Source organism: Chryseobacterium sp. JJR-5R (assembly GCF_034047335.1).
In the GTDB taxonomy this organism is placed as follows: domain Bacteria; phylum Bacteroidota; class Bacteroidia; order Flavobacteriales; family Weeksellaceae; genus Chryseobacterium.
Window position 1 is genome coordinate 2,182,390 of the sequence record NZ_CP139137.1, and the last position, 20,271, is coordinate 2,202,660.

Consider the following 20,271-nt stretch of genomic DNA (forward strand, 5'->3'; position numbering starts at 1 on the left):
TTGAATTTTATAATTTGATTTGCGTTACACCAAAAGTACGGACAATGTTTTATTAAACTGCGGACACCTGTTTTAAATTAATCTTAAAATAAAACTGAACGGTATCACAACAGCTATTATCTTCAATTGAAGAGGCGAGTATGAAAAGTAATGAAATTCATCAATATCATTACGGTACAGAGCTAAGGTATAATTCTTGTACAGTCATCGGTACACCAAAATATCTATTATGAAAAATAAAGAAGAAGTATCTGTATTAAATGACCTGCTGCACATTATCAATGACAGGAATGAAGGGTTTTCCAGAGTGGAAGGCAAAGTATGGGAGAATTATCCTGATGTAAAAGCAGAATACGCACGTATGAATTCCCTGGGAACAATCATGAAGAATGAGCTGATCAACCTTATTCAGGATGACGGCGGAACCCCGGATGATACAACAACGGCAGCAGGCGCACTGCACAGAACATGGATTGATATCAAGAATTCATTTACCATCGGCAATACGGAAGAATCTACTATACAAAATGTTGTTTTCGGTGAAAAGGCAGCTTCTGATGCATATCAGAGTGCAATAGACAGCGGAAAACTTTCCGGGGAAAGCCTTGATATCGTTTCCGAACATCTGAAGCACATCAAAGATTCTTATCACCAGTTCAAAAGAATGACCGAATATAAAGATTAAACAATCGATTTAAGTTCAGACAGGCTTTAAACCGATAAAATATACGGCCGTCCTTTTCAGGGGCGGCTTTTATTATGCCTGAACCCAGATGCATTTCTGTTTTATGAAATAAAAAAGTTGCCCTACAAATCTGTAAGACAACCTTCAATAAAATAACGTAAACAAATGAAAATATTTTATTTGGCTTTGCTGTTAAGGTTGGTATCTGCCACCTTTGTCAGAAGCTCATCACATTTTTTTTCTTCTTTCAGAGTTTTTAAAAGATGCTTAAGGCATTCTTCTTCTCCTAAAACTTTTGCAAAAGCAGCCAGTGTCCCGTAAGTAGCAATTTCATAATGCTCTATCTTTTGCGCTGCTGCAATAATTCCTGCATCTCTTACCGTTCCCGGTTCAGTTTCTTCCATGATGCTTTTCCCTTCATCAAGCAGTCCCTGCATGGCATCACATTTTTTTGCCTGTGCCTTTTCACCTAAGGCTTTAAAACATTCTTTGAGCCTTTCAATCTGGGTTTCTGTTTCAGAAATATGGTTTTCGATGGCACTTTTAAGCTTTTTGTCGGTAGCATTTTTCATCATGACAGGCAATGCTTTCACCAATGCTTTTTCTGCCCAGTAAATATCTTTCAACGAATCTTCAAAGAGGTCTTTAAGTTCTTTGGCAGCTCCTTTTTTAGCCGGGGTCTTTGCTGATGCCTTTACTGGGGTTTTGGCAGCAGTTGTTTTGGATTTACCGGATGCGGCGGTTGTTTTTTTAGCAGGTGTCTTAGCTTCCATAGTAATTATATTATGTGGTTGTTGGTTAAACAGCTAAGTTGCAACTATAAGACCATCTTTAAACGCAATGCCAATATGTGGTACTAAAAGTTTCATATAATATAACTGTTACCAAAAAGAGACTTCCCACAAAGGTCAGCCCCTTAAAAAGAAAGCAAAAATGGAGTTTAAAAACAACAAATAAGGGTATGCACAGCATCTTAAGCTGTGCTGTTATTCAAAATCCACAAATCCTTCAGCAATCGTTTTCCACTGTATTTTTGAAAACCCGAATATGCCTCCGAAAGCAATTAAGAGATTCCTGATCTTATCCGTAAGGGAAGCATCGAGATTAGGTTTTTCGTTACGGCCGTAAACCCCGACTTTCAGAATGTTACCTTCCTTGGAAATCCTGATGTTTGATGTGGATGCGCCGCTGTAAAAATGCACAATATGGCTCTTCAGCTTGCCGGGTTGCTTAGAAGGCCTGCAGACCATCAGATAGGATTCCGGACCAATGGTATTGTGTAACAGGTCTGTAATCTCCACCCAGTCGTAGCCATTGGCTTCACTGGTGCCGGGGCCCGGAATAGCAATCCTTATAAAATCGCCCTTTTGGGGAATGCGGCTGACAGCCTGGCCGGAGAGATCAAAATGTTTGAATTCGGCAGAAGCGTTCTTGTTGTAACTTTTCCATTTATTGATAGAAAAAAAGCGTTTTTTCAGTACCTCGAACTTTTCATCGATTTCTGAAGCACTGCATTCTTTTATACTTTCACTGTCGTGAAATCCTCCGCTTTTCTGTAAAGAAACTCCCGGGACCTGTTTCGGTTTCATACGCTTGTTTATGTAGGTGTGGGAACAAAGTTAGCATCTACCGGGCGGAATTGTTATGAGCAGGATCACATTAAAGGTATATACAGCATACAATCCCATTATTATCTTCAATTTACCTAAAGGCAAATTGTTGATCTATATTGTCAAAGATAGTCTGGCTGTAAAGGGTCATTTTTTAATTATAGTTATATTAATGTGTTTTGGATAATTATAATTCAGGTATGCTATTCATTTTTAACCGTATGGTTCTTAAAATCATCTGAAAACAGCATAAAGACCTGCTGATATATAAAATAAAAGTGAATACGGCAGGAAATTTGCACGAAATCCATCAATTACATACCACATCACAAAATATTTTAATATATGAAAATTAAACTTTCTCATCTGATGATTGCTTCATCCATGATGTTAGCCAGCTGTTCAGAAACCATTAATGAAAATCCTTCGGATCCGGAAACAGGAACAGGGCTTCCATCTGTGGAAACCAATCAGGCCAATACCAATTATGCACCTGCATTTGCCGGACAGACAAGGGTGAACGGTGTAAAGACAGCAACACCTTATAAAAGTACCGTATTATCCTCTGCATTATCTTCACCCTGGGGAATTACCGGTCTGCCTGACGGAAGGCTGCTGATTACGGAAAAGGGTGGAACCATGCGTATTGCAACCGCTACCGGAACACTAAGCAGCCCTATTACAGGTCTTCCTGCTGTTAATACAACAGGGCAGGGTGGTTTACTTGGCGTATGCGTAGATCCTCAGTTTTCTTCCAACCGTATGATTTACTGGGTATTTTCTGAGAATGTAGCCGGAGGAAATCAGACTTCTGTTGCCAAAGGAAAATTATCAGCATCGGAAACAACTGTTGAAAATGTCAGTGTTATTTACAGGGCAAGTCCTGCCGCCAATGTAGGAGGTTTACATTACGGAGGCCGGATTTTATTTGACAATACCGGAAACCTGATGATCAGTACGGGCGAGCGCTCAGATTTATCTACCAGACCGTTAGCGCAGTCAGTTACCGCAGCATTGGGTAAAGTGGTGCGCATTACCACAAGCGGTCAGCCGGCTTCCGGAAACCCGACATTTACCCAGTCAGGAGCTTTGCCTGAATTATACAGTATGGGACACAGAAATCCGCAGGGCCTTGCCATTCACCCGGTTACGGGAGAATTATGGGAGAGCGAGCACGGACCAAGGGGCGGAGATGAAATCAACCGGGTTCAGGGAGGTGCCAATTACGGATGGCCAACCATAACGTACGGAATTGAATACAGCGGTGCAGTGATCGGAAACGGCATTCAACAGCAGTCAGGGATGCAGCAGCCTGTGTATTACTGGGATCCTGTGATTTCCCCAAGCGGAATTACATTCTATAAAGGAAACAACATTCCGGAATGGCAGAATAACCTTTTTGTGGCTGCATTAAGCGGTAAGCATATTGTAAGGCTGGTCATCAATAATAATACAGTGACAGGTGAAGAAAGATTACTGGCAGACCAGAACCAGCGTTTCAGGGACATTACACAGGGTACAGACAGTGCGCTGTATGCGGTAACGGACGAAGGCAAACTGTTCAGGATCTCAAAACAGTAATTGGCAACAGTATCTAAAAAGGCTTATCTTAGGATGAGCCTTTTTTAGCCTGAAAATAAGATAGTTATACAGGCAACAGAATCAATTCTGAATTTCTAAAGTATATGCAATTTAACATAATATAAATTATAGGATTTTTTATAATTTACAATAATATGGATATGTTGGTGTTTAATATCCTTATTGCTCATTATAATACACCAAAGACAAAATATCCATATAAACGTTTTTAATAAGCCATATCTATTTATAATTGCCACAAGCCTGATTCTAAATAGTTATGGCTTATTAATAAATTTGCTCCAACAGAAAGTGTTATAATCATTTCTAAATAAACATCAGCTGTAAATAAAAAAATAGAAATTATTAATGGTGAGCCTGACGTTACAAATTACCCTAAATATACAGACGAATATATTTTCTCCGGCTGTATTGCCTGAAAACTTAAAACGGCTGAGTTTCCGTTACGATTGCCAAGCCTGAAAATAATGTTATTGGTTAGGCTTCAGAAATGGCATTGAACTTTTAATCTAAGAACAATATTGCAGGTTTCATATATTGGAAAATCTTCTGTAAAGCTTTTAGGCTGGAGCTACCTGAAGATTTAGATGAAATATTTCCGATAATATTATGTTAAATAGAATAGAATAATCAATCTGGTCTTATTTAAATTTACAGTAAACTTATCCTCTTATAGGAATACTATTGTTATTTTAGCAGGATCGAATATAATTGAACATAAACAACTAAGGATATGAAAAAAGTGATTTTATTAAGCTCGTTTGCGATTTTACTGCTGAACTGTAATAAGAAAGCAGAAGCACCGGTGCCTGAACCGGCATCTGCAGATACTGCAGCTATTGTAGAGAAAAGCGTTGATACGCTGGGTGCAAAATCTTCGTGCTACATGGGCGTAACAGGAAAGGATACTGTTTTTGCCAGCATTGATGATAACCTGGGAACAATAACCGGGAAGATACGGTACAAAAACAATGAAAAGGACAGTTCTATAGGCAACGTAACAGGCTTCAAATCAGGAGACACATTAAAACTTACCTACGAATTCCAGTCTGAGGGCGCCACCAGCAGAAGGGATATCTATTTTATTCAGAAAGATAACATCTTAACGGAAGGGATAGGTGAACAGAAAGATGACAACGGGCAGATGAAATATGCAAGCGAAAGCAAAATAAGCTATAAAACAGGGCAACAACTCAAGCCGGCTGATTGCAGTCTCGTTACAGAAGCACTGAATAATAAAAAATAACCTCAAAAAAATTTTTGACTCCCCTACTTTACTTCCTGATTATCAAATATTTAATAGTCTAAATTTCAAAAATAAGCTTTATAAGCATGATTATTTGCATTATCTCTCTTTATTAGTAACAATGCATTGTGATAACAATTATGCGGGATTTAAGCCCTGCAAAAAACAGCCCTGCCGGCTGTTTTTATGCTTCCGGGATTTCACTTTGTATCATTTCTATGAAACCGCTCACCTCTTCATCACCGGTGTTCCAAGAAGTAATAAGCCGGATCGCCGAAAAATCAGCATCGGTTTTCTTCCATACATAGAAATCAAACTTCTGGGAAAGCTTCTCAATTAAACCGTTGCTTAATATCGGGAAAATCTGGTTGGTGTAGGTATCTGACAGGAACTGTACTCCCCTTTCCCCCATTGCTTTTTTAATTTTCATGGCCTGCTGATTGGCATGTTTCGCGAGGTCAAAATAAAGGTCATTTTTTATCAGTTCCAGAAACTGGATGCCCAGTACCCTTCCCTTTGCCAGCAATGCACCTTTCTGTTTGATGTTGAAAGCAAAATCCTCTTGCAGATCCCGGTTGTTAATCACGATTGCTTCTCCCAGCAGAGCCCCGTTTTTAGTACCTCCAAGATAAAAAATGTCTGTCAGCTCAGCCACTTTTTCCAGGGTAAGATCACTGGTTTCAGCGGTCAGCCCATGCCCCAGCCTTGCCCCGTCCATAAACAGGTACAGTTTATTTTCCTTGCAGAATGCAGAAAGTTTTTCCAGTTCATGTAAAGTATAAATGGTTCCCAGCTCTGTAGAATTGGAGATGTAAACCAGTTTTGGCATTACCTGGTGCGGTACATTCCTGTGGCTTTCAAGAACAGCAAGAATGTCTTCCGGCGCCAGTTTTCCGTCTTCTTTTTCAATGCTCAGGATTTTATGGCCTGTGGCTTCAATCGCTCCCGTTTCATTATTCAGGATATGTCCTGTGGAGGCGGAAACTACACACTGGTAAGGTTTCAACACAGAAGAAATAACAATTAAATTAGCCTGGGTGCCGCCGGAAACGAAATAGATGTCAGAATCCCGATTATTGATTCTTTTCTTAATTAATTCTTTAGCCTGTAGAGAATACTCATCTTCTCCGTAACCTGCCTGCTGATTGAGATTGTGATCTGAAAGCGCCTGTAAAATCTGAGGGTGGCAGCCTTCGGAGTAATCGTTTTTGAATGAAAATTTCATACTGTAAAATTAAAAAAAAGTAAAATAAACAAGCATCTATAATTCATAATATTTTGTTAGATTTGTCATTAAAAACATCTAACATTTGAAAGCAACACTTACGGAAGAAAACTATCTGAAGGCTTTGTTTCACGTGGTTGACCAGGAAGGCAAGGTCACGATTAATGAACTCAGCAAATTTTTATCAGTAAAAATGCCGAGCGTCAATAATATGATGAAAAAGTTCGCGGAAAAGAACTGGGTCATCTATGAAACCTATAAACCTCTGATTGTTACCGAGAAAGGCAGGCGCGAAGCAGCCCTGGTGGTAAGGAAACACAGGCTTACCGAAATGTTCCTGGTTAAAAAAATGAATTTCGGCTGGGAAAATGTGCATGAAATTGCCGAGCAGCTTGAACACGTCCACTCCACTGTTTTTTTTGATAAGATGGATGAAATTCTTGATTATCCTAAATTTGACCCGCACGGCGAACCCATCCCAGATAAGGACGGAAACATTATTGCGCAGGATCTGCAGAAATTAAGCTCCTGTAAGCCTGGCGAAACGGTTGTCTTTACTTCGGTTACGCTTTCTGACGATTCTTTTCTTAATTACCTTACAGAACGTAGCGTATTCCTGAATAAAAAAATCAAAATTGTCAAGCTGGAAAGTTTTGACAAGTCCATGACCGTTGAAGTAGACGGAAAGCAGGAAATCCTGAGCCGGAAAGCAACCGATAAAATACTGGTTAAAAAATAAATCTCCTGATCCGGCTTATTACAATAAACTGTTTTTGAGAATTTCAGAAACCCGTTCAATTTCTTCCGGCGTATTGAAATAATGCGGCGATAACCTGACGATCCCGTTGATATTTTTATTGGTAAAATCAATCAAAGCGGAATTTTTATACGTTACGGAAAAGAAGATGTTGTTTGCTTTCAATACTTTCTGGATATGCTCGAGATCACCATCAGGCCCGGAAAACGTAATGATGCTGCTCAGGCGGGTTCCCCAATCCCAGACTTTAAAGCCTGCGCTGTAAAGATTTTGTCTTATTTTCCCGGATAATATGGTATTGTAGTCTTCAATATTCTGTAAACCGATGCTGTTGGCATACTGTACAGCTTTCGTAAAACCAAGCAGTGAAGCATAGGAAACTTCCCAATGCTCGAATCTTTTGGCCGTCGGAAACAGTTCATAATCATCATATGCTATCCAGTCAGCCCCTCTCATATTCAGCAGCAGCGGTGCATATCCCCGTTCTAAAACCCTGTCCGAAACATACAGGAATCCGCTTCCCCGTGGCCCTCGCATAAATTTCCGTCCTGTGGCCGTTAGAAAATCACAGCCTGTTTTTTCAACGTCTACTACCATCTGACCTACCGATTGGCAGGCATCCACCAGATACAACACATCATACTGCCGGCAGATCTTTCCGACTGCTTCTATATTCTGGATCAGCCCTGAATTTGTGGGAATATGGGTAACTGCCACCAATTTAGGATCATATTTTTTAATTAAATCTTCAAAATCTTCCAGGTCCAGCTCATGATCAGGCAGGTTCTTCATTCTGATGATGTTGACCTTTAATTTTTTTTGCAGCGAAATAAAAGTAATCTGATTGGAAATATAATCGTCAATGGTTGTAATAATAACATCTCCTTCTTTAAACAGAATGCTCGACAATGCTTTTGTAAAGGCTTCCGTCGCACTCGTTGCAAAAGCAATATTGGGAGGCCTGCAGTTGATCAGTGCAGCGGTTTCTGTATAAAACTGATCCAGTAATGCTGAATTTCTGTTCGCCACTTCATATCCTCCGCACTGTTCTTCCTGGTGGAGGTAGTCCGTCATTGCATCCGTTACCACATTTGGCATTAAAGAGGAACCTGCATTGTTCAGGAATATTTTACCGTCCGTTAATCCTCTGGTATCTTGTCTTATCTTATTAATGTTCATTTTTATCGATATTTAAATTACGCTGACAGAGAAAGAATCTGTTTTTATGATTACTACTACGTAATAGCAGAATTAAATTTTAAGCCAGACTATCTTGCACAAAAAATCCCGAAATTACGGTAACGGGATTTATATTTTAGAGTGGCTTTTGAATTAATCCAACACGCTCCAGCCCCTTTTCGGACTGTTGTTTGAAGAAACTTCCTGCTCGTTAACAATGATGTTTTCTTTTCTCTGGCCGATGTAATCCAGTTCGCTCAGTTTGGCGAAAATAATTTCAAGGCTCCTTAACATCTGCTGGATGTAAAGCAACGGCTCCCCGCAGTTGTGGTGGTCATAATTTGTTTCTGCCACTACGGAAAGCTGATTCAGCAGCGTGTGAGGGGCAATTTCGCTCCATTCAAGACTGTAGTTCAGCATTTCTTCAAGCTCTGCCGGCACCAGTACCTGGGTGGCATTGTATAAACGGAGTGCCAGTTTCGCAAAAGATTCAATTAAAAATACCGGCGGCTGGTAAGGCGTGATGTTCCTGAACTGGAAATACATGTCTCCGAATATGGTAACCATGGTATTGCACAGGAGCTTAACATTCTGAGCCAGTGCGGTATTCTGGTTTTTATGTGACGCCTTCTGGATAATCTTAAAAGCATACTGCTGCAGGTTTCCTACTGATTTTGCAAAGCTGTTGTAATAATCCAGCAATGCCGGGTGGCTCTGCACCGAGGTGCACGGCGGGATAAAATTGGTATCTACCTGGGCGATATTCCCTTTGAAATCCACCTTTCCGATAATCAGGTAATTCCCTCCGGAATAGCTGCTGTTCAGGGAAGTTACGGGAAGCAGCTCCATATGGTGGTGAGGCTGCGTATTAGGATGTCGCGGCGGAAGCTCCTCCGGATCAATATCTCCGAACGGCACCTTGTTAAAAGGATTTACAGAAATTAAAATATAATATTCACCGTCTGCCTGCTCTTCTTCCATGGATTTGGCCAGTGATTTTACACTTACCCTCCGATCATTCAGTTCTATCCTGTATCCGGCCATGGTAACGGCACTGCAGTGTTTGATTACGAGCTGGACATCATTGGTGGCTGTATTATGGACATCAAAAATAGTTCTGTCCGTAAATTCCTTTGAAATCGGTAAAAGTCCGTAATTATACATGTTGATTCCCAACGAACTGGAATCTCTGATGGTATCAATTAAAAAATTATCCTGGTCATTAAGATGTCTCTGGGAAACTTTCATCCCGTCAACCCAATTGATGGCAAAATGCTTGATAGGCTGTATCATATTCAATATTTTTAAACAGTGGTTGATTGCGGTCTTTTTATTCCTTCCTCTTCATGCTGGATTACCCTCTTGCAGATAACCACATCATTTTCTGAAATGCTGTTCTGGGTAATATCCTGATCGAAATCTATATATTTCCTGAAGCTGAAAAATGATTTCTTGGTATAAAAGATCCAGTAATAAGGCTCTCTGACCTGATCTGAAAGATGGATAATGGAATTCGGGTTTTTATGGTTGTAATCATCCACAACACGGTAAAACCAGTCCCCGAACGTTATCCCTGTGGGTAAAGTCTTGGCTTTGATCCTGAACCGGTTTGCGTCTTCCAGGTTTTTACTCAATTCTACGTTCAGTACCATCAGACGGTCAAAATCAGCACCTTCAAAATCGGGCAGCCTCTGTTCCGGAGAATACCTCCAGGTCTTGTAAATATCCACAGGGATACTGATTAACTGGATATAGCAGTAATGGAAAACCAGAGGGACCGCAAAGATAAAAATACTGGTTGCGGCCATGACCGGATATCCAGTACTGTTACTCATCAGATTGAAAATCAGGTAAAATAGGTAGCCTCCGAAACCGATGCACGTAATCGTAAGAACAGATTCAAACAGGATACTTTTGGTAAGTGATGTAAAATGCTTCTTAAAATACCTGTCTGATAAATTGACATGGATAATCCCAAGAATAAGATAGACAATCTGTGCGATCAGGTACCAGTAAGGGTTGAAAAGATTTCCTGTAAAGCCGGAAATCCCCGGAATGGCAAGGCACAAACTGCAGAGCAGAACGTAAATAATAATGGTCCTGATCTTGATAGCGGGCTGACTTCTCCTGATGGCACTTAAAATAACCATCATGATTACCGCAAATAAAGGCATTAGAATATACCTTAAAAAGATTCCTTTTACTGAAGAAATTTCCATGTTTCTTTCGGGTTAATATTTTTTTATTGGTGAATGTAAATATAGTTAAAATTTTTACAGGAATGTAGAGTAACCGAGCCGGCTTGCATTTCTTTCGTCATTATCAAGGGCAAAAGAATATTCCTGCTTTTCGGTGATGAAATTTTCTTCCACTTCCACATTTACGGGCAGAAAATAATCATACATAGCCTGCAGCACTTTCCGGAATACATTTCCCTTAATGTATTTTTTCATTTCCCCGTAAGGAATCGGGCCGATATTCACCACCCAGTTTCTCTGTCCGTCCATATGGCTTCCGCTCGGGATGTAAGTGACACCCAGCCTGGAATTTCCCAGCAGCATAGAGTCGTCATGCTCTTCCACCCGTTCTATGACATTCGGTGAGAACGTGACATTTACCGGAATTTGCAGGAAAGCGCTCATGCACCGTTCAAACCATTTTTTATCCCCCCGTATCTGATGGAAAAAAGGCAGGATATAAATGAAAATATAAGCATTCTGCTTATCCATCATCTTGATCAGAGGCCACAGCTCACTAACGGTATTCAGCAAGGCATCCGTATCGCTTGAGATATCAAAATCAGATTCCTTAATCAGGGCGCTGATTTCAGTAAAGAATATTTCCAACTCAAAAGGCTTGAAAAATTTCCGGGCATCCTCTTCTACCCTTTTCTGCTTCCTGATCTCGCGGACAACGGTTTCTACATTCTTTCTTGAAGCTCCCAGTGACGGCGGGTGGAAAATTCCTTCCGGGAGATAATCATAAATTCCTTCCCGGTATGTGTCTATCGTAAAGACTTCCTCGTCAAAACCCAGGTAACTGCTCGAAATACTTTTGATATCTTTTAAATAGGCCCGGTCATTGATTCCGATCCGGTCAATAAAAATATTGCTTACGGCTCTGTGGTATTTTAAAAGGTTAACGGCAACAGCTTCAGCCTTGAAGTCTGTCTGCAGCTTATTGTAATGCATGTCTACAATATTATTCTCATACATAGTGCTTGCGGTGATTTTGGCTTGTAAAAATAACAGATTCCGGCAACCTGAAAAATGTTTTACTCTTAATTTCCATTTTAAAAATACAAATTAATTACCATTAAAAATAATATTATCCTGCAGAAATACTCAAAATTTCTTTTCATATGGCTAATCATAAGATTAACAGCAGCAAATACGGTCCAGGAAGAAGTTTAATAATTCGTTAAATTTATAAATCGCATCCCTGCCTTTATTTACCAACCTGAAATTAACTGTATCTTTGCAGCCTGAAAATGTTATTTACAATGAAAAGTATGTATTCTAAAATTCTGGTGCTGGCTTTTGTGGCATCTTCCCTGTATTCTTATGCATGGGGTCTTACCGGACACAGAATTATCGCGGAAATCGCAGAGAACCATCTTTCCGGAAAGGCAAGAAGGGAAATCAAAAAAATCATGGGACAGGAACGTCTGGCATATTGGGCCAACTGGCCGGATTTTATTAAATCTGATACTACAGGGGCATGGAAACAGGCTTCAGCATGGCATTATGTGAACATCGATCCGCAGACTGATTTTAAAATTTTTGAAGAAAAGCTGAAAGCACAGGCCGGCCCGAGTTTATATACGCAGGTGAATACCCTGTCCAGCCAGATCAAAGATGTGAAAACGTCTGAAAAAGACAGGAAAATCGCCCTGATTTTCCTTATCCATATTATGGGAGACCTTTCCCAGCCGATGCATGTAGGAAGGGCTGAAGATTTAGGCGGGAATAAAATCAATGTTACATACTTCGGGGAAAAGACCAATTTACACTCGGTTTGGGACGGTAAACTGGTGGACTCGCAAAAATACAGTTATACCGAATATGCTAAACTGCTGGATATAAAATCTGGTGACGAAGTAAAACAGATCCAGAAAGGGACACTGGAAGACTGGCTGTTTGATTCCCATAAAATTGCGAACAGGATCTATGCACAGACTCCAAATGATTCAAAACTGGCTTACGATTACCAGTACAGATTTAATGAAACCATGGAAAGGCAGCTTCTGTACGGAGGCCTGAGACTGGCGAAATTGCTAAATGACCTGTATTGATAATTAATTTTTATCATTAATATATTATACCATAAGCGGAACCTCGGTTCTGCTTTTTTCTTTGTCAATATAATTAAACTAAAACGGAGAAGATCTGTTGAAGCTTTAAGCTGAAATCGGTTAAAAGGAATTCCCGGTACGATTTTTTCAAACCTTTAAGAATTAATGGAAGGTAATTCCGGGTTACGAAAACAGAGGCATAATTTACGACTAATTTTCTGATTTCAATTTAAATAAATGTAAATTATTGTAACCGGTGTAACCTTTTTGTTTCTTCAGACGTATAATATAATAGAAACTCTTTTTGAGGATAAAATAGATGAGACAATTAAAAATCACTAAGCAGGTAACCAACAGGGAAACTGCTTCATTAGACAAGTATTTGCAGGAAATTGGTAAAGTGGAACTGATTACTGCGGACGAAGAGGTAGATTTGGCACAGAGGATCCGTGCCGGGGACAGAGCAGCATTGGAAAAACTGATCAAAGCCAACCTTCGTTTCGTGGTTTCCGTATCCAAACAGTACCAAAATCAGGGTCTTTCTTTGCCGGATTTAATTAATGAAGGTAATTTAGGACTGATGAAGGCAGCAAAAAGGTATGATGAAACTAGAGGTTTCAAATTTATCTCTTATGCGGTTTGGTGGATTCGTCAGTCGATTTTACAGGCTTTGGCAGAACAGTCCAGAATTGTAAGGTTGCCGTTGAATAAGATCGGTTCTATCAATAAGATCAATAAAGCGTATGCCCACCTTGAACAAGAAAATGAAAGACCGCCTTCTCCGGAAGAGCTGGCTGAAGTTCTTGACATGAGTGAAGAAGACATCAAGGAATCCATGAAAAACTCTGGAAGGCATTTGTCCATGGATGCACCTTTGGTAGAAGGTGAAGATTCTAACCTTTATGATGTACTGCGCTCCGGAGAATCTCCAAGCCCGGATAAAGACCTGATGCTTGAATCCCTTCAGATTGAAATTGAAAGGGCATTGAACACTCTGACACCGAGGGAAGCTGACCTGGTAAGATTGTATTTCGGACTAAACGGAAAACACCCGATGACGCTGGAAGAAATCGGTGAAACTTTCGACCTGACAAGAGAGAGAGTCCGCCAGATCAAAGAAAAAGCGATCAAAAGGCTGAAGCACAATACCCGAAGCAAGATTTTGAAATCTTATTTAGGTAAATAAGTAAAACTTTAACGGAATAATGTATAGGCGGAGCTTGATTTTCAGGCTCCGTTTTTTTATAAAAATTTTCCAGTATCTTCAACCTGTCGAAACTAAATTAAAATACAATTCAAAATAAACCATGAAAAAGATATTCATTACATCTACGCTGTTCTTATCCGTTATTTCATGTCAGGAAAATAAACAGGCTGATAATGATACTGTAGAACAGGCTGTTGAAAATACAGAATCAAGCTTTTCTATAAATCGGATGAGCAAATCCAAAGCCATAATCGATGGGATCTATAGGGAAAAAATTAAAGATGATGAACGTCTTAAAGACTTTCACAAGAGGTTTTTATCATTGCAGAATGACAGTAGAATAATGAAGGATCTGTATGATGACGTGATAAGATCATCTGAAAATTATTATGCTGATGCAAATATGCGAGCAAAAAATATCATGGATTCTGCGTTACAGAAAGAAGTTTTAAATCTTTTAAAAAACAGCTCAGAAAAATACGATGTTAAAATCAATAAACTGAATGCACTTAAAATTCAGGTAAATTTCAATGTTATACAACTTAATTCTTTTTATGACATTTATAAAATTAAAAAAACACTTCCTGAAATTGAAAAATATCAGGAAACCCATCCCTTGGAAACGGACAGTTTAGAAAATTTCATTAGTAAGCAAAACCAATTCTTAAACGAATTGAAAAATTTAAAATAATGGATTCAATCTCAATTATCGGGGCAGGAATCGGCGGGCTTACGCTTGGGAATGTCCTGAAACAGCTGGATATTGATTTTACGGTTTATGAATCTGCCCCGGAGATCAGGCCTGTCGGAGCCGGGATTATGATGGCTGTAAATGCCATGCAGGTGTTCGATACACTGGGATTAAAGGAAAAAATCGAGAACGCAGGGAATAAAATTCACGCCATTTCAATAACGGATGAAAATTTAAGGCTTATTTCCAAAACCGATGTCCTTGCCCTTGAAAAGAAATACAACTCCTGCAACGTGGCCATCCACAGGGCAGAACTGCAGAAAATCCTGGCAGAAGCCATAGGTTTTGAAAGGATAAAACTAGGGCATTCCCTTCGGTCAATTGAACAGCAGGAACGGTATGTACTTAATTTCAACAACGGAAACCATGTTGAAAGTACTGTCGTTTTTGGTGCAGACGGAATCCATTCAAAAGTCAGAACGCAGATTATAAAAAGAGGTAAAATCCGAAATGCAGCACAAAAATGCTGGCGCGGGTGGGCAGATTTCACCCTGCCTGAAGAATATGAGCACGAAGCTTTTGAAATGTGGGAAAAAGGGAAACGTTTCGGTTTTGTGCAGATGTCAGGTAATAAAGTATACTGGTATGCGGTTGTTAATAACAGCATATATAAAGATTCCCATACGGCAGCTGAACATTTCAAAGGCTTCCATCCGTTGGTTTTACAGCTGATTGAGGCTACTCTGCCGGAAAATACCATTCTAAATGACCTTACTGATCTCGTCCCCATCCCTAAATGGTATGCGGACAATCTATGCCTGATTGGTGATGCGGCCCATGCCACCACTCCGAACATGGGACAGGGTGCCTGCCAGGCCATTGAAGATGCCTATATCATCGGTAAACTTCTGGAAAACAGTAAAGATTTCAATTCCGTTTTCAGGGAATTCCAGGAAATAAGAAGGAAAAAAGTGAATCAGGTCGTCAGCACCAGCTGGCACATCGGCAAGTTTTCACAATGGGAAAAAGCTACCTTTTTAAGGAACTTCCTGATGAAATCCATCCCTGAAAGCATTAACAAAAGATTGGTAGAACAGGTGATAAAATTAGAACGGTAAACAGGCATCGCAAATTCTGTGTATTTAAAAAACATAAAAATAGATTTTTATCTATTGGAAAACAGAATAAGAGCATCAGAAATACGACTCTGCTTTTCATAATATTCCGGCCTTTTGGAACAGTATCGCCTGAATTAAAGTGCATTCAAACGATACCGTTTGTTATTAAGGAAATTTAATTAGTTAACCGTAGACTTTACATTGCCGCAGGTAAGCATGGATTTTCCGTAGTAAGGATTTACAATCTGCTTTTCATTGCTCAGCCAGCTTCCGTCAGCCATCGGACAGTACTGGATATAAACCGGCTTTTCCGACAGCTTAAATTCTTTTGTCAGCACGATCATGTGATCGGAAAGAGTGAAAAAAGTTTCTCTCTGGGCTGCAATATTCTTGGCATCGGAAATCAAGGTTGCCTCTTTTTTAAGGGTGGTAAGATTGCCTTCAGAAATTATTTTATGATCGATGGCAGAAGCGGTTCTGATAAATTCTGTGGCTGCTTCAGACGTTTTAGCTGCATCATCAGAAGCCAGTGCAGATTTTATAGCGATGTAATTCTGATACAGTCTGGAAACCTGTACGTCTTTTTTAGACTGTGCCGTAACTGAAATAACGGAAAATAAAGAAAATACTGCTGTAATGATATATTTTTTCATTGATTTAAATTTTAGAATAATTAGAATTTTAATAAAAAGATTAAAAGTTATTGCATAATACGACAGGCCATGTCGTCTGTAATGATAAGAAAATCAAAAGGCTGAGCAATTCTAAATTCTGAAATGACAATGATGGATGAAGACCGGAACCGACTGTTTTTCCGGAGGCGCATTGATCCGGACCTGCGTAAATTTTGCAGCTGAAAAAGACCGGTCAGCAAAGAGAAATCCGTGACCCTCGATTTTATGAATCTGTTTTAAAAAGTCGATTTTAAGAAAATCAGATTTCTGGGAATCATCTGTTTTTATGATTTTGATTACGGTTTTGCAACAGTCTTTTTTGGTTTTAACCCCACATTTGCTACAAAGATCATCGGTTTTCTGACTGACAGAAGCAAATTTGTCCATGCAATAATGAACACTGAACACGGCTCCGGAAGAAAATCCAAAGTAGAATACAGAAAACAATATAGCAAGAATCTTTTTCATTTAGGCAAAGTTAAAAATATATGTGGTATAGGTCTTATAAAATTATAGATTCCTGTACAGAATTCAGAAAAATATAAAACCTCCTGGATTCAGGAGGTTTTACATATTAATCTTTTATTTTCCGCTGGCTTTACAGATGAGTGGAAGATGAATTTCCCAATCTGTTATGGAAAGCCTGCTTTATTTAATTTTAAATTCAAGTTTTACATTAAAAAACCTGCCGGTCAGGCGTACAGGAACCGGATACATTAAAGTTGTATTGGCATCAGTAATCCATTGGTTGGCCACCGTATTTCTGATGTTGAATGCATTGAAAACCTGAACGCCTAATGTCAGTTCTTCAAAATTACCCCAGAAACCGTATGTTTTTGCATTTTCCTTCCGGTCGATAAATACTTTTGAAAGTCCGATATCTACCCTTTTATAAGAAGGCAGTGTCCTTTGATACTGGTACGGGTCGGTAAGCACAGGAGCACCTGTAGGAAGTCCCATGGCATACACCAAGGTCAGGTTTACCCTCATGGATGGGAATTTAGGCATATAATCCTGATAAAACATGGCGAATCTCAGCCTTTGATCTGTCGGCCTCGGGATATCACCTTTGTTGTCGATATTTTCGAATACCCTGGCATAACTGGCCGATAACCAGGAATCAACACCCGGTACAAATTCCCCGAACAGGCGGGTATCAATCCCGTATGCATACCCTGAAGCATTGTTTTTCCCGGTGTAACGGATCCTTACGTTATCCATGTAATACGGGATCAGGTCGTTCATCTTCTTATAATACAGTTCTGTCGTCAGCTTGAACGGCCTGTCATCAAAATAAAATTCGTAGTCATTTGCCAGAATGGCCTGGATCGAGCGCTGGGATTTTATATCAGCATTAAAATTGCCTTCTAAATCCTTGATTTCTTTATAGAAAGGAGCCTGGTAATAAACACCTCCCGAAAGCCTGAACAGCATGTCCGTATCCCATTCCGGTTTTACGGCAAACTGAGCCCTTGGAGAGAAAATGGTTTCATTGTTAAAACTCCAGTGCGCTACCCTTGCGCCTGCGTTGACAAATACTTTATTGCTGCCCCAGAAAAATTTCTGGGAATACTGGGCATAGGCAGAAAAACGCGTCGGCTGGATGTGGTTCCTCCCTGCAATATTGTACATCAGCTTCAGGTCTCCGGCATTCCGCGGATCAATAAATTCTTCGTGCGGAAGGCTGTATCCGGCAGAATCTACCAGTTTCCATTCGTTGGTAAGGTCTTTCAGATTCTCTTTTTCATATTTAAACCCTACTTCAATATCAGTATTGACATTTGGTGAAAAACGGGTCCTGAACTGGGCACCGTATGTTTTTACGAATAAGTCATTTCTTGCATGTTCAATCTGCCCGCCTGCATCATAGGAAGTAACAGGCTCGCCCGTAACAGGATCAAAAGTCTGTAAAACATAGGCTGATGCGATAGAATAATATTCCCTTTCACGGTTCTGGTAGGAAAAGGCATCCAGTGTAAATCTCCATTTGTCAGACGGCTTATAGTTCATCGAAACCGTTCCCATCATATTTTTATACTTGTCATCTTCCCGCCCTCCATAGGCAACATTAAGCTTAAGCGGCTGCTGGAGGCTTCCGAAATCAACTTCCCTTTCTTTAGGGATCATTTCATAATCATTCTTGGAATAATACCCGATGAATGAAACGTTGAATTTCGGGCTGAAGTGGTAATTGAGATACGTCTGGAAATCCATGTATTTAGGATTAAAATCGGTATCTTCCTTTAACGTATTGAGGACAAGGTTCGTATTCCTGTATCTTCCTGAAAACAAAGCAGTAAATTTCTTATTGTCTTCACTGTCTTTTCCGGATGCAAAACCGGCAGTAAGCCTTCCGCCGATCAGACTTCCTTCTCCGGAAAGCTCAAATTTTTCAGGCTCGCGGTAGTAGATATTTAAGGCTGAAGACATTTTATCGCCGTATCTCGGTTCAAAACCTCCGGCTGAAAAGTTTACGGTTGATACCATATCAGGATTGATGATGCTTAATCCCTCCTGCTGGGAATTCCTGATCAGGAAAGGTCTGTAGATCTCAATATCATTGATGTAAATAAGGTTCTCGTCATAGTTTCCGCCACGCACCATATATTGCGAAGAAAGCTCGGTATTGGAGTTTACGGAAGGCAGCGTTTTGATAATCCCTTCAATACCTCCGGAAATGCTCGCTACATTCTGGGCATCTTTCGCTGAAATTTTAACGGTAGTGAGGTCTGTGGTTTTTCCTGTTACCTTTTTCTGGAAAACAACTTCTTCAATGGAGGAAGTTCTCATTGTATCCTTTTTTCTGTTCTGGGAAAATAATAAGGCAGGAACCAAAAGGCTCAGTGGTAAAACTAGTTTTTTCAAAAGAAATGTTTTAAAATTTCAAACGTGAATATATACAATTTATTTTAACTTATTTAAACTTTCTTTAACATTTGAAAACAGAATATCAAATACCATAAAATCCTTTGCTGAAAGGACTTTATATTTTCAACTTAAATAAGTCTGAATTGATAAAAAATTATAAAATGGCTTCCCTCACTCTTGTCAGTTTCTGCAACAGGTCTTCCAGGAGATCCAGTCTCAGCATATTAGCTCCGTCTGACAAAGCGGTCTCAGGGGTTGGATGCGTTTCTATAAAAATACCGTCTGCACCTACGGCAATACCGGCCTTGGCAACAGTTTCTATAAGCTCCGGCTTTCCTCCGGTTACGCCGGAACTCTGGTTAGGCTGCTGTAAAGAATGGGTTACGTCCAATATAACAGGTGCATACTCTCTCATGGTGGGAATTCCACGGTAATCAACGATCAGATCGGTATACCCGAAAGAATTTCCCCTTTCAATAATCGCCACTTTCTGATTATCAGAATCTGTAATCTTCTGAACGGCAAATTTCATGGATTCGGGAGAAAGGAACTGTCCTTTTTTCAAAGAGACACATTTTCCTGTCTGTGCTGCGGCCACCAGAAGATCCGTCTGGCGAACCAGGAATGCAGGGATCTGCAGTACGTCTACATACTGGGCTGCCAGTGCAGCATGTTCATTTTCGTGAATATCCGTAGTGGTGGGGATATTAAAAGCCTCGCCTACTTTTTTAAGAATCTCCAGGGATTTTTCTTCACCAATCGTTGTAAAAGAATCTACCCTGCTCCTGTTTGCCTTTTTAAAGCTTCCTTTGAAGATATACGGAATATTGTATCTGTTGGTGAGTTCCATAACTTTTTCGGCAATTCTTAGGGCCATATCTTCGCCTTCAATAATACAGGGGCCGGCAATGAGAAAAAAGTTTTTTGAGTCCTTGTGATGGATATTATCTAAATACTGAATCATTTTTATTTTTATTAAAAAAGTTCAGTAAAAGTAATGAGAAAACTTCAGAATCGGAAATTATTTATTGCTAAGAGTAATTAAAAACATCCTGCATCAGAGCAGTATAAAAAACAGTAATGATTATAAACAATATAAAAAACAAAATTAGATA

Annotated in this window: 19 protein-coding genes; 8 read left to right on the plus strand and 11 right to left on the minus strand. The window is 39.7% G+C overall.

Annotation, left to right across the window (positions count from 1 at the left end):
- Nucleotides 1-229: 229 nt before the first annotated feature.
- Nucleotides 230-685, plus strand: a complete 456-nt coding sequence (locus SD427_RS09705; protein WP_320557595.1) for a PA2169 family four-helix-bundle protein — start codon at nt 230-232, stop codon at nt 683-685.
- A 176-nt stretch (nt 686-861) separates the two neighbouring features.
- On the opposite strand, the gene SD427_RS09710 is transcribed toward SD427_RS09705, so the two are convergent.
- On the minus strand, nt 862-1,458 hold the full coding sequence (locus SD427_RS09710) for a ferritin-like domain-containing protein (RefSeq protein ID WP_320557596.1): 597 nt from the start codon (nt 1,456-1,458) through the stop codon (nt 862-864).
- 213 nt (nt 1,459-1,671) lie between these two features.
- A complete protein-coding gene (locus SD427_RS09715) occupies nt 1,672-2,274 on the minus strand; it encodes a hypothetical protein (RefSeq protein WP_320557597.1) in 603 nt (200 codons plus the stop codon).
- Nucleotides 2,275-2,640: 366 nt separating this feature from the next.
- Here SD427_RS09715 and SD427_RS09720 point away from each other — a divergent pair, with 366 nt between their 5' ends.
- Nucleotides 2,641-3,876, plus strand: coding sequence for a PQQ-dependent sugar dehydrogenase (locus tag SD427_RS09720; protein WP_320557598.1), 1,236 nt, complete (start codon nt 2,641-2,643; stop codon nt 3,874-3,876).
- Nucleotides 3,877-4,630: 754 nt separating this feature from the next.
- On the plus strand, nt 4,631-5,143 hold the full coding sequence (locus tag SD427_RS09725) for a hypothetical protein (protein ID WP_320557599.1): 513 nt from the start codon (nt 4,631-4,633) through the stop codon (nt 5,141-5,143).
- A gap of 184 nt (nt 5,144-5,327) precedes the next feature.
- Here SD427_RS09725 and SD427_RS09730 read toward each other — a convergent pair whose 3' ends face one another.
- Complete coding sequence (locus SD427_RS09730) at nt 5,328-6,368, minus strand: threonine aldolase family protein (RefSeq protein WP_320557600.1); 1,041 nt, start codon at nt 6,366-6,368, stop codon at nt 5,328-5,330.
- An 85-nt stretch (nt 6,369-6,453) separates the two neighbouring features.
- On the opposite strand from SD427_RS09730, the gene SD427_RS09735 reads away from it, so the two are divergent.
- Nucleotides 6,454-7,107, plus strand: coding sequence for a metal-dependent transcriptional regulator (locus tag SD427_RS09735; RefSeq protein WP_320557601.1), 654 nt, complete (start codon nt 6,454-6,456; stop codon nt 7,105-7,107).
- Nucleotides 7,108-7,125: 18 nt separating this feature from the next.
- On the opposite strand, the gene SD427_RS09740 is transcribed toward SD427_RS09735, so the two are convergent.
- From SD427_RS09740 to SD427_RS09755, 4 genes are all read right to left on the minus strand, one after another.
- Nucleotides 7,126-8,304 carry an aminotransferase class V-fold PLP-dependent enzyme gene (locus tag SD427_RS09740; RefSeq protein ID WP_320557602.1) on the minus strand — a complete coding sequence of 393 codons (1,179 nt, stop codon included), beginning with the start codon at nt 8,302-8,304 and terminating at the stop codon, nt 7,126-7,128.
- A 153-nt stretch (nt 8,305-8,457) separates the two neighbouring features.
- Nucleotides 8,458-9,597 (minus strand): hypothetical protein, encoded by a 1,140-nt coding sequence (locus tag SD427_RS09745; RefSeq protein ID WP_320557603.1) that lies wholly within the window; start codon nt 9,595-9,597, stop codon nt 8,458-8,460.
- Nucleotides 9,598-9,608: 11 nt separating this feature from the next.
- A complete protein-coding gene (locus SD427_RS09750) occupies nt 9,609-10,523 on the minus strand; it encodes a TssN family type VI secretion system protein (RefSeq protein ID WP_320557604.1) in 915 nt (304 codons plus the stop codon).
- A gap of 54 nt (nt 10,524-10,577) precedes the next feature.
- Complete coding sequence (locus tag SD427_RS09755; protein WP_320557605.1) at nt 10,578-11,519, minus strand: type VI secretion system baseplate subunit TssG; 942 nt, start codon at nt 11,517-11,519, stop codon at nt 10,578-10,580.
- A gap of 287 nt (nt 11,520-11,806) precedes the next feature.
- On the opposite strand from SD427_RS09755, the gene SD427_RS09760 reads away from it, so the two are divergent.
- The 4 genes from SD427_RS09760 to SD427_RS09775 all read left to right on the plus strand — a co-directional run bounded on the left by SD427_RS09760 (nt 11,807) and on the right by SD427_RS09775 (nt 15,614).
- Nucleotides 11,807-12,598, plus strand: coding sequence for a S1/P1 nuclease (locus SD427_RS09760; RefSeq protein ID WP_320557606.1), 792 nt, complete (start codon nt 11,807-11,809; stop codon nt 12,596-12,598).
- Nucleotides 12,599-12,917: 319 nt separating this feature from the next.
- Entirely contained in the window at nt 12,918-13,784 is an 867-nt protein-coding gene (locus SD427_RS09765) for an RNA polymerase sigma factor RpoD/SigA (protein WP_027385416.1), read from the plus strand.
- A gap of 121 nt (nt 13,785-13,905) precedes the next feature.
- On the plus strand, nt 13,906-14,496 hold the full coding sequence (locus SD427_RS09770; RefSeq protein ID WP_320557607.1) for a hypothetical protein: 591 nt from the start codon (nt 13,906-13,908) through the stop codon (nt 14,494-14,496).
- Entirely contained in the window at nt 14,496-15,614 is a 1,119-nt protein-coding gene (locus SD427_RS09775; RefSeq protein ID WP_320557608.1) for an FAD-dependent monooxygenase, read from the plus strand. The genes SD427_RS09770 and SD427_RS09775 overlap by 1 nt, the downstream gene beginning before the upstream one ends.
- A gap of 179 nt (nt 15,615-15,793) precedes the next feature.
- Here the strand turns inward: SD427_RS09775 and SD427_RS09780 are convergent, their stop codons facing one another.
- The 4 genes from SD427_RS09780 to kdsA all read right to left on the minus strand — a co-directional run bounded on the left by SD427_RS09780 (nt 15,794) and on the right by kdsA (nt 20,120).
- Nucleotides 15,794-16,267, minus strand: a complete 474-nt coding sequence (locus SD427_RS09780; protein WP_320557609.1) for a DUF3347 domain-containing protein — start codon at nt 16,265-16,267, stop codon at nt 15,794-15,796.
- 111 nt (nt 16,268-16,378) lie between these two features.
- Nucleotides 16,379-16,756 (minus strand): HYC_CC_PP family protein, encoded by a 378-nt coding sequence (locus SD427_RS09785; RefSeq protein ID WP_320557610.1) that lies wholly within the window; start codon nt 16,754-16,756, stop codon nt 16,379-16,381.
- A 180-nt stretch (nt 16,757-16,936) separates the two neighbouring features.
- A complete protein-coding gene (locus tag SD427_RS09790) occupies nt 16,937-19,153 on the minus strand; it encodes a TonB-dependent receptor plug domain-containing protein (RefSeq protein WP_320557611.1) in 2,217 nt (738 codons plus the stop codon).
- A 157-nt stretch (nt 19,154-19,310) separates the two neighbouring features.
- Entirely contained in the window at nt 19,311-20,120 is an 810-nt protein-coding gene (kdsA, locus tag SD427_RS09795) for a 3-deoxy-8-phosphooctulonate synthase (RefSeq protein WP_320557612.1), read from the minus strand.
- Nucleotides 20,121-20,271: the final 151 nt, after the last annotated feature.